Below are 10,000 nucleotides of genomic sequence, written 5' to 3'. Positions count from 1 at the left end.
TTAAGCGCCAGTAAACGGCGGTGGTAACTATAACCATCCTAAGGTAGCGAAATTCCTTGTCGGGTAAGTTCCGACCTGCACGAATGGCGTAACGACTTCTCGACTGTCTCAACCATAGGCCCGGTGAAATTGCATTACGAGTAAAGATGCTCGTTTCGCGCAGCAGGACGGAAAGACCCCGGGACCTTTACTATAGCTTGATATTGGTGTTCGGTTCGGCTTGTGTAGGATAGGTGGGAGACTGTGAAGCGCCAACGCCAGTTGGTGTGGAGTCGTTGTTGAAATACCACTCTGGTCGTGCTGGATGTCTAACCTGGGTCCGTGATCCGGATCAGGGACAGTGTCTGGTGGGTAGTTTAACTGGGGCGGTTGCCTCCTAAAGGGTAACGGAGGCGCCCAAAGGTTCCCTCAGCCTGGTTGGCAATCAGGTGTTGAGTGTAAGTGCACAAGGGAGCTTGACTGTGAGACTGACGGGTCGAGCAGGTACGAAAGTAGGGACTAGTGATCCGGCGGTGGCTTGTGGAAGCGCCGTCGCTCAACGGATAAAAGGTACCCCGGGGATAACAGGCTGATCTTCCCCAAGAGTCCATATCGACGGGATGGTTTGGCACCTCGATGTCGGCTCGTCGCATCCTGGGGCTGGAGTCGGTCCCAAGGGTTGGGCTGTTCGCCCATTAAAGCGGTACGCGAGCTGGGTTTAGAACGTCGTGAGACAGTTCGGTCCCTATCCGCTGTGCGCGTAGGAGTCTTGAGAAGGGCTGTCCCTAGTACGAGAGGACCGGGACGGACGAACCTCTGGTGTGCCAGTTGTTCTGCCAAGGGCATGGCTGGTTGGCTACGTTCGGAAAGGATAACCGCTGAAAGCATCTAAGCGGGAAGCCTGCTTCGAGATGAGGGCTCCCTCCCACTTGATGGGGTAAGGCTCCCAGTAGACGACTGGGTTGATAGGCCAGATATGGAAGACCGGTAACGGTTGGAGTTGACTGGTACTAATAGGCCGAGGGCTTGTCCTCAGTTGCTCGCGTCCACTGTGTGGTTCCCGGGTTGCGAACAGTCGCAATGTCGGTTGAACCAGTTCCACTTCTTCAATTAAAAAGTGTGCTTGTTCGCTAGAACCCGAATGGGTTTCGGTGGTTATTGCGTTAGGGAAACGCCCGGTTACATTCCGAACCCGGAAGCTAAGCCTTTCAGCGCCGATGGTACTGCAGGGGGGACCCTGTGGGAGAGTAGGACGCCGCCGAACAATCTTTCAAGGACCCTTGGTCCCAGCGTTCACGCTGGGACCAAGGGTCCTTTTTGCTTTGCCGAAGCGCGCCGAAGTGGTCGGTGCGTGAGAATGAATGCAGTACCGAAGACAGGAGTCACGCCGATGTCCACCAACTCTTCCGACGATCGTTCGGAGCGCCGGCCCAGGCGTGACGACGGTGACCGTGGTGGTTTCCGGCGTGATGACCGCGGTCCGCGGCGCGACAGCCGGGACAACCGCGGTGGTGAGCGCGGCAGTTACCGCGGCGGGGACCGCGAGCGTGGTGGGTTCCGGCGTGATGACCGGGGTCCGCGGCGTGATGACGTGCGGGGTGGTGAGCGCGGCGGTTTCCGTCGGGACGACCGTGGTGAGCGGGGTGGTTTCCGGCGTGATGACCGTGGGCCGCGTCGTGATGATGAGCGTGGTGAGCGGGGTGGGTTCCGCAGGGATGACCGTGGGCCGCGTCGGGACGACGAGCGCGGTGGCTACCGGGGTGGATTCCGGCGGGACGAGCGGTCGTTCGGCGGTGACCGTGGTGAGCGTGGTGCGTTCCGGCGTGATGACCGTGGGCCGCGTCGTGATGATGAGCGTGGTGAGCGGGGTGGGTTCCGCAGGGACGATCGGGGGCCGCGGCGGGACGACGAGCGCGGTGGGTTCCGTCGGGACGAGCGGCGGGACGACCGGCGGGATGGCCGTGGTGGGTTCCGGCGTGATGACCGGGGTCCGCGGCGTGATGATGTGCGGGGTGGTGAGCGCGGTGGTTTCCGGCGTGATGACCGTGGGCCGCGTCGTGATGATGACCGTGGTGAGCGGGGTGGGTTCCGCAGGGATGACCGGGGGCCGCGTAGGGATGACGAGCGTGGTGGGTACCGGGGTGGATTCCGGCGGGACGAGGAGCGTTCCGGGCGTCGGCCTTATGGGGGCGGGCGTGGGCGGGATGACCGTCGGGACGAGCGGCGGGACCGGGAGCCGATCAAGCGGCTGCCGATTCCGGACGACGTCACCGGTGAGGAGATCGACAAGGATGTGCGGCAGGAGCTGCTGAGCCTGCCGAAGACGCTGGCCGGGGATGTCGCCAGGAACCTGGTGATGGTCGCGAAGCTGCTGGACGAGGACCCGGAGAAGGCGTACGGGTACTCGCGGGTGGCGCTGCGGCTGGCGTCCCGGGTTGCCGCGGTGCGCGAGGCGGCCGGCTTCGCGGCGTACGCGGTCGGGAAGTACAGCGAGGCGCTGGCGGAGTTCCGGGCGGCCCGGCGGATGACCGGCAGCGCGGAGCTGTGGCCGGTCATGGCGGACTGCGAGCGCGGGCTCGGGCGGCCGGAGAAGGCGCTGGCGATGGCCGGTGAGCCGGAGGTGCAGAAGCTGGACCGGGCCGGGCAGGTGGAGATGCGGCTGGTCGCGGCCGGGGCGCGCCGGGACATGGGGCAGGCGGACGCCGCGGTGGTGACGTTGCAGAGCCCCGAGCTGGCGTCGAACGCGGTGCACCCGTGGACGGCGCGGCTGCGGTACGCGTATGCGGACGCGCTGCTGGAGGTCGGGCGCGCGGGTGAGGCGCGGGACTGGTTCGCCAGGGCGCTGGAGGCCGATCAGGCCGGCGCGACGGATGCTTCGGACCGGCTCGCGGAGCTGGACGGGGTGCAGTTCACGGATGTGCTGGAGGAGTCCGAGGACGAGGCGGAGCCCGGCTCGGCCGAGGCGCCCGGCAAGGGCTGACGGATGGCTCGATAGCTGGATCCGTCCTGATAAAGGATGAGGAGAAGGGCGGGACCCGTGCGGGTCCCGCCCTTCTGCGTTGGGGTGAGGGGGTGTCAGGGTGCGTAGGGGGCGATGGGGTTGCGGAGGGTGCCGATGAGCTGGAGGGCGCCGGCGGGGTCCTGGAGGTCGACCATCTGCTGGTTGTCGCGCAGTTGGAGGCGGTTGAGACAGGACAGGGCGAACTCGGGGGCGAAGATGTCGTACTGGGCGAACTTGTCGGCGAGGTGGGGGTGTGCCATGCGGTAGTCGGTGATGCACTCGGCGACGGTGCGCCAGAAGGTGTCCTCGTCGAGAACGCCGTGGTCGGCGAGGGTGCCGGACAGGAAGCGGAAGAAGCAGTCGAAGACGTCGGTGAAGACGGAGAGGAGCTTCTTGTCCTCGGGGACGTCGGCGCGGATGCGCTCGACGGCGGGCGGCAGGACCGCGTCGGCGGACATCACGGCGATCTCCTCGGCGATGTCCTTGAAGATCACCCGGGCCACCGCGCCGTCCTCGATGACGAGGATGGCGTTCTCGCCGTGCGGCATGAAGACCAGGTCGTAGGCGTAGAAGGCGTGCAGGACCGGGGTGAGGTAGCCGTCGAGGTAGCGGCGGAGCCAGGTGGCGGGCGCGAGGCCGGACTCCTCGATGAGGGCGGCGGCGAAGGAGTTGCCGTCGCGGTCCAGGTGGAGGAGGGAGGCCATGGTGGCCGGACGCTGGTGCGGTTCGAGGGTGGGGACGGGGCTTTCGCGCCAGAGGGCGGCGAGCATCTTGCGGTAGGGGGAGCCCTTGTCGGTGGCGGCCTCGTACTGGCGGTGGTGGTAGCCGATGGCGGCGCGCTCGCGGATGATCGAGAAGCGGGCGGCCTTGAAGGTGTCGTCGGCGTCGATCAGGCGGGCCAGCCAGTCGTTGATGGCGGGGGTGGCTTCCATGTAGGAGGCGGAAAGGCCGCGCATGAAGCCCATGTTGAGGACCGAGAGGGCGGTCTTGACGTAGTGCTTCGTGGGGCTGGTGGTGTTGAAGAAGGTGCGGATGGACTGCTGGGCCAGGTACTGGTCGTCGCCGTGGCCCAGGCAGACCAGGCGCCGGTTGGCGACCTCGGCGGCGAAGGTGACGGAGAGCTTGTTCCACCACTGCCAGGGGTGGGTGGGGAAGAGGTAGTAGTCGTCGGGGTCGAGGCCGAGGCCGGTGAGGGTGGCCGCGAAGCGGTTGCGGGTGGGCTCGGGCAGTTCGTCGCGCAGCAGGGTCTCGTAGTCGAGGCCGGCGCCGGCGGTGAAGGTGGTGTGGTCGCGGTGGGCGGCGAGCCAGACGAGCCGGAGGGGGGCGGCGGCTTCGGGGGCGTAGGCGTGGTACTCGTGGATGCCGAAGCCGAGGCGGCCGTTGTTGGCGACGAAGCAGGGGTGGCCCTCGGTCATTCCGGTCTCGATGGCCTGGAAGCCGGAGGCGGCGAGTTCGGCGGCGGTGGGGGCGTCGCCGGCGAGCTTGTAGGCGGTGCCGGAGAGGGTGGAGCTGATCTCCTCCAGGTAGACCGGGAGGACGGCCGGGGCCAGGCCCAGGGAGCCGTGCAGTTCGGTGATGAAGTCCAGGGCGTCCAGGGGGAGTTCGGTGTCCGTGCCGGTGCGGTGGCGGGTGATGCTGCCGGGATCGATCTGCCAGTGGTCGAGGGCCTGTCTGCGGGCCGTGAACCGGTATTCGGTGTGTCCGTCGTCGCTGCGTACGGCGTAGTGGCTGGCCTGCGGCAGGGGCCGGGGGGTGAGCAGCCGTTCGTGGGCGAACTCGGCGAGGGCCTTGCGGATCAGGGCGCGGTTGGCGCGCTCCCAGAGGGCGGGGGTGAGGTGCGCGACGGCGTCCTGGGCGGGGGGCTGCGGGGTGCCGTGGGCGGTCGTCTGCGGGGCGGTGGCGGTGGGCATCAGCAGGCTCCTCGGGTGGCCAGGAACTGGTCGCGGGTGCAGACGCTGAGGTAGGCGTCCTTGGCGGGGAGGGAGAGGGTGCGGACGACCTCGAAGCCGACGGCCTTGTTGAGGGCGTGCACGGCGGTGTTGCGGGTGTCGGGTTCGACGACGACGCGCCGGGTGTCCGGGTCGGCGAAGAGCATCTCCATGACGGTGGTGATGACCGCGCGGGTGAAGCCGTGGACGGGGGTGTCGGTGGGGGCGGTGAGGAAGTGCATCCCGACGTCGCCGGGCTGGGCGGCGTGGCTGCCGACGAGTTCCCGGTGGGCGGGGTCGTAGCGCTCCATGAGGAAGGCGGGGGCGCCGTTGTGCAGCCCGAGGAAGGCGTCGTGGTGGGGGTCGGCGGCGATCCGCCGGAACTCCTTCTCGACGGCGGCCGGATCGCAGTCCTGCATCAGCCAGAAGACGGCCTTGGGGTCGGTGACCCAGCGGTGCAGCAGCGGGGTGTCGGCGGCCGGGTCGACGGGGCGTACGGAGAACTCCCCGAGCACAGGATCGGTGCGGGTGAAGACGGGAGTGGTCATGCGGGGATCTCCGTGTGGTGCGCGGTGGCCGGGGCGGCGAACTCCTGGAAGGCGATGGCCTTTTCGACCGGGTAGTACTCGCGGCCGAGCAGCTCGCGGATGATGCAGGAGTTGCGGTAGGCGGCCATGCCGAGGTCGGGGGTGACGAAGCCGTGGGTGTGCAGCTCGGCGTTCTGCACGTAGATGCCGTGACCGGTGGTGTCGATGCTGTAGTTGCGGGCGACGTCGTAGCGGCCCCGATCGTCCCAGGTGATGCGGTCGCGGACGGGGGTGAGGAAGTCCGGTACGCGGTAGCGGTAGCCGGTGGCGAGGATCAGGCCCTGGGTGTCGAGGGTGAAGTCCTGGCCCTGCTCCTCCTGGCGCAGGCCGAGGGTGTAGGTACCGGTGGCCGCGTCGTAACGCGCGGTGTTCAGCGCGGTGTTGGTGAGCAGGCGGGTGGGGACCGGGCCGGCCAGGTTCTTCTGGTAGAGGAGGTCGAAGATGTCGTTGACGAGCTCGGAGTCGATGCCCTTGTAGAGGTGCTTCTGGGTGGCGTTGAGGTGGTCGCGGGTGGCCGCGGGGAGGGCGTGGAAGTAGTCCACGTACTCCGGTGAGGTCATCTCCAGGGTGAGCTTGGTGTATTCGAGGGGGAAGAAGCGGGGGGAGCGGGTGGCCCAGGTCAGGTGGTAGCCGTGGCTGTCGATGTCCTGGAGGAGGTCGTGGTAGATCTCGGCCGCGCTCTGGCCGCTGCCGATGAGGGTGATGCTCTTCTTGGCCTGGAGGGCGGGCTTGGCGTCCAGGTAGTCGGTGTTGTGCAGCAGGTCGCCGCCCAGGTCGCGGCAGGCGTCCGGGAGGTGCGGCGGGGTGCCGGTGCCCAGGACGAGCCTGCGGGCGCGGAAGGTGCGGCGTTCGCCCTGGTGGTCGGCGTGGACGACATAGAGCTCCGCGGTCTCGTCGTACTCGACGGTGGTGACCTCGTGGGCGAAGCGGATGGTGTCGAGCTTGCCGGCGGCCCAGCGGCAGTAGTCGTTGAACTCGGCGCGCAGCGGATAGAAGTTCTCGCGGATGTAGAAGGAGTACATCCGGCCCGATTCCTTCAGGTAGTTGAGGAAGGAGAAGGGCGAGGTGGGGTCGGCGAGGGTGACCAGATCGGCCATGAAGGGGACCTGGAGGTGGCTGCTGTCGAGCATCATGCCGGGGTGCCAGTCGAAGGCCGGCTTGTTGTCCAGGAACAGGCCGCTGAGGTCGTCGATGGGCTCGGTCAGGCAGGCGAGGCCGAGGTTGAAGGGGCCGAGGCCGATGCCGACGAAGTCGTAGGGGGCATCGTGAGGGGCGGTCACGAGGGTCTCCGTGAGGGGGTGGTGGATCGGGGGGAGGGTCAGCGGGCGCTGAGGGCCGGCCGGGGCAGGGCGGCGAGGTAGCGGCCGGCGTGCTCGGCGATCAGGTCGAGGACGGTGGCGATGTCGTCGAGCGTGGTCTCGGGGTTGAGCAGGGTGAACTTGAGGTGGTGCCGGCCGTCGACCTTGGTGCCGGCGACGATCGCGTCACCGGAGGCGAAGAGGGCTTCCCGGGCGTGCAGATTGACCCGGTCGCTCAGTTCGGGGTCGTGGTCGTCGCCGGGGACGTAGCGGAAGACCAGGGTGCTGAGCTGGGGTTCGACGACGACGTCGAAGCGCGGGTCGTCGTACAGCAGCTTCCAGGCGTCCGCGGCCCGGTCGATGACCTCGTCGAAGAGCTCGCCGACGGCGTCGGCGCCCATGATGCGCAGGGTGAGCCAGAGTTTGAGGGCATCGAACCGGCGGGTGGTCTGGAGCGACTTGTCGACCTGGTTGGGGATGCGCCGCTCGGCCATCCGGCGCGGGTTGAGGTAGTCCGCGTGGTAGGTGACGTGCCGGAGGGCGGCCCGGTCGCGGACCAGGACGGCGCTCGAACTGACCGGCTGGAAGAAGGACTTGTGGTAGTCGACGGTGACCGAGTCGGCGCGCTCGATTCCGGTGAGCAGCTCGCGGCGGCGGGAGACCAGCAGTCCGCATCCGTACGCGGCGTCGACATGCATCCAGGCGCCGTGGCGGGCGGCCAGTGCGGCGATCTCGGGGAGCGGGTCGATGGAGCCGAAGTCGGTGGTGCCGGCGGTGGCGACGACCGCCATGGGTATCAGGCCGTCGCGCCGGCAACGCTCCAGTTCGGCGGCGAGGGCGGTGGTGCGCATCCGCCGGTGCTCGTCGGTCGGTACGGCGATGACGGCCTCCGCGCCGAGGCCCAGCAGGGTGGCGGACTTGCGGATGCTGAAGTGGCCGGCGGCGGAGGCGAGGATGCGCAGCCGGGGGAGGAGGTCGGTGAGCCGGGTGCCGTCCGGGGTGGTGGCGCGGGCCAGTTCGCGGCGGCAGGTCTCGTCCCGGGCCAGCAGCATCGCCTGGAGGTTGGACTGGCTGCCGCCGCTGGTGAAGATGCCGTCGGCGGCTTCGCCGAGGCCGATGCGGCGGGCCGTCCAGTCGATCAGCCGGCGTTCGATGAGGGTGCCGCCGGCGCTCTGGTCCCAGGTGTCCAGGGAGGAGTTGACGGCGGAGAGCACCGCCTCGCCGACGAGGGCGGGGATCACCACGGGGCAGTTGAGGTGCGCGAGGTAGCGCGGGTGGTGGAAGTAGACGGCGTCGCGGAGGTAGACCTCTTCGAGCTCGTCGAGGGCGGCGGCCGGGTCGCGCAGGGGTGTGTCGAGGTCGACGGCGTCGACGGCGGGGGTGAGGCCGTCGACGGAGATGCCGGTGAACGGGCGGTCGGTGGCGGCGATCCGGCCGCTGATCCGTGCGACGCTGTCGGTGACGGCGGTGCGGTACTGGTCGGCGGTGCCGTTGTTGAGCAGATATGTCCGGCTGTCGACCGGGTCCTCGGCGGGGTGCGCGAGGAGACTCATGAAGTGCCCTCCCTGGTGCGGAGTTGACCACGTCCCGTGCAGGGCGGAGGTGTGCACGGGGGCAGGGAGGCCCACCCGATGACGTAGTGAGGTAAGCCTAACCTAACCGGATCATCGGGTGGGTATCGGGTGCCGCGGGCGGCCCGACCAGGGGTGTTCAGTCCGCGGCGTCGTCCAGCGTGCGCAGCACCAGGCCGGTGGCGGGCTTCGGGCCGAAGGACGTCGACTTCCGCGGCATCGTCACGCCGTGCTGGGCGAGTTGGCGGACCGTCTCCTCGGACGTGGCGCGCAGCAGGACGGCCGTGCCGCCGTGCCGGGCGGCCTGCTCGACGGCGTCCGTGGTGCGGTGCAGATAGCTGATGTCCGAGGGATGGTCGGGAATCCGCCAGATCTCGTCGAGCAGAACGGAGTGCAGCACGGTCGCGTCCAGCCGCCGCCACGCCTCGGGGCGGTCGGTGCGGATCGCCCGGTCGAGCAGCCCGGGGTCGGGCCGGTCGAGGAGGTGGAACTCGTCCGGGCCGCCGGAGAGGACGAAGGCGCTGCCGGCCGTCTCCTCCAGCGTCTCCAGGGCGGCGGGCAGTTCGCCGGGCAGCCGGCGGACCCGGAACGCGCCGGTCACCTCCGCGAGCGCCTTGGCGAGCGGCAGGTGCGGCAGCACGCGGTGGATCGCGCGGACCTGGAGCGGATGGCGGGCGGTGTCGACGAGCAGCACCAGTCCGGACGCCCAGGGGGACGCGGCGGTGGCGCCGGGCTGCTGCTCGCGGAGCCGCTGGTAGGTCGCCCAGCGGTGGTGGCCGTCGGCGATCAGCGCCTCCTGGTGGGACAGGTCCTCGTCGACGGCGGCCAGGTCGGCGGGGTCGGTGACCGCCCAGAGGCGGTGCGCGAAGCCGTCCTCGGTGGTGGTGGCGAGCAGCGGGGCGCTCTGGACCGTGCGCTCGATGACCGCGGTGGCGCCGGTCGCGGTGCCCCGGCCGCGGTAGGAGAGCAGCAGCGGCTCGAAGTTGGCGGCTGCGGCGCGCATCAGCGCGGCCCGGTCCTCGACCACTTCGGGGATCACGTCCTCGTGCGGCAGCACCGGGCCGTCCAGGCGCAGCGCGCCGATCAGTCCGCGCTGGAGGACGTCGCCGCAGCGCTGTTCGTAGACGTACAGGGCGGGCTCGGGGTCGCGGGTCAGGACGCCCTCGGCGCGCCAGCGGCGGAGGGTGTCGGCGGCCTGGCGGTGGCGGGTGGTCGGGTCCGCGGCGTGCGGGAGGATCAGCCGGACGATGTTGTACGGATCGGAGGTTTCCAGCTCACGGACGCCGTCCGGCCGGACCACGACGTCGTAGGGCGGGGAGGTGACCGCGGTGAGGCTGCTGACCCGGTCCGGGGCATAGCGCAGTCCGCGGAACGGGAGGAGGCGAAGGCCGTCGGTACTGGTCATTGAAGAATGCTATGCCGCTCGGCGGGTGCGGGATGATCGGGGGAGCGGCCCCCGGTGGCCGGAAATATCGGTAGCAGCGCGGCGGCGGACGGCGGGTCCAGGAGGCGGGCCGGCCCTTCGCGCAGCGCGCCGGAGCCCTTCGTACGGCACGGAGGAGCGAGGAAGCGAGGAGCAGTACGGGATGGACGAGCAGATGCGCGTGCGGGCGGGCGGGGACGAGCGCCGCGGGGC

General features: G+C 69.2%; 6 protein-coding genes, 2 rRNA genes and 1 pseudogene (1 of these 9 running past the window's edge). 4 read left to right on the top strand and 5 right to left on the bottom strand.

What is annotated here, in order from left to right:
* The 4 genes and pseudogenes from RZ84_RS08275 to RZ84_RS39570 all read left to right on the top strand — a co-directional run.
* Positions 1–1,013, top strand: a 23S ribosomal RNA gene (locus RZ84_RS08275); it begins 2,109 nt to the left of the window's first position.
* Between the two features lie 113 nt (positions 1,014–1,126).
* Positions 1,127–1,243, top strand: a 5S ribosomal RNA gene (rrf, locus tag RZ84_RS08270).
* Between the two features lie 168 nt (positions 1,244–1,411).
* Positions 1,412–2,083, top strand: a pseudogene (locus RZ84_RS39575) (tetratricopeptide repeat protein); the annotation flags it as partial.
* Between the two features lie 135 nt (positions 2,084–2,218).
* On the top strand, positions 2,219–2,959 hold the full coding sequence (locus tag RZ84_RS39570; RefSeq protein ID WP_241778025.1) for a tetratricopeptide repeat protein: 741 nt from the start codon (positions 2,219–2,221) through the stop codon (positions 2,957–2,959).
* A 95-nt stretch (positions 2,960–3,054) separates the two neighbouring features.
* Here the strand turns inward: RZ84_RS39570 and RZ84_RS08255 are convergent, their stop codons facing one another.
* The 5 genes from RZ84_RS08255 to RZ84_RS08235 all read right to left on the bottom strand — a co-directional run bounded on the left by RZ84_RS08255 (position 3,055) and on the right by RZ84_RS08235 (position 9,769).
* Positions 3,055–4,890, bottom strand: coding sequence for an IucA/IucC family protein (locus RZ84_RS08255; protein WP_052229832.1), 1,836 nt, complete (start codon positions 4,888–4,890; stop codon positions 3,055–3,057).
* Entirely contained in the window at positions 4,890–5,456 is a 567-nt protein-coding gene (locus RZ84_RS08250) for a GNAT family N-acetyltransferase (RefSeq protein WP_043263743.1), read from the bottom strand. Before RZ84_RS08250 ends, RZ84_RS08255 begins: the two co-directional genes overlap by 1 nt.
* Positions 5,453–6,775 carry a lysine N(6)-hydroxylase/L-ornithine N(5)-oxygenase family protein gene (locus RZ84_RS08245; RefSeq protein WP_043263742.1) on the bottom strand — a complete coding sequence of 441 codons (1,323 nt, stop codon included), beginning with the start codon at positions 6,773–6,775 and terminating at the stop codon, positions 5,453–5,455. Before RZ84_RS08245 ends, RZ84_RS08250 begins: the two co-directional genes overlap by 4 nt.
* Before the next feature lie 38 nt (positions 6,776–6,813).
* The gene (locus RZ84_RS08240; RefSeq protein ID WP_043263741.1) at positions 6,814–8,346 is read right to left on the bottom strand and encodes a pyridoxal phosphate-dependent decarboxylase family protein; all 1,533 of its coding nucleotides are present in this window, start codon (positions 8,344–8,346) and stop codon (positions 6,814–6,816) included.
* A 157-nt stretch (positions 8,347–8,503) separates the two neighbouring features.
* A complete protein-coding gene (locus RZ84_RS08235; protein ID WP_043263740.1) occupies positions 8,504–9,769 on the bottom strand; it encodes a DUF1015 family protein in 1,266 nt (421 codons plus the stop codon).
* Between the last annotated feature and the right edge of the window lie 231 nt (positions 9,770–10,000).

This window comes from Streptomyces sp. CT34 (genome assembly GCF_000805335.1).
Classification (GTDB): domain Bacteria; phylum Actinomycetota; class Actinomycetes; order Streptomycetales; family Streptomycetaceae; genus Streptomyces.
This window is presented reverse-complemented; position numbering and strand designations above follow the sequence as displayed.

Coding starts and splice junctions, on each gene's coding strand:
- RZ84_RS08255 (WP_052229832.1), bottom strand. CDS start 4,890: ATGCCCACCGCCACCGCCCCGCAGACGACCGCCCACGGCACCCCGCAG.
- RZ84_RS08250 (WP_043263743.1), bottom strand. CDS start 5,456: ATGACCACTCCCGTCTTCACCCGCACCGATCCTGTGCTCGGGGAGTTC.
- RZ84_RS08240 (WP_043263741.1), bottom strand. CDS start 8,346: ATGAGTCTCCTCGCGCACCCCGCCGAGGACCCGGTCGACAGCCGGACA.
- RZ84_RS08235 (WP_043263740.1), bottom strand. CDS start 9,769: ATGACCAGTACCGACGGCCTTCGCCTCCTCCCGTTCCGCGGACTGCGC.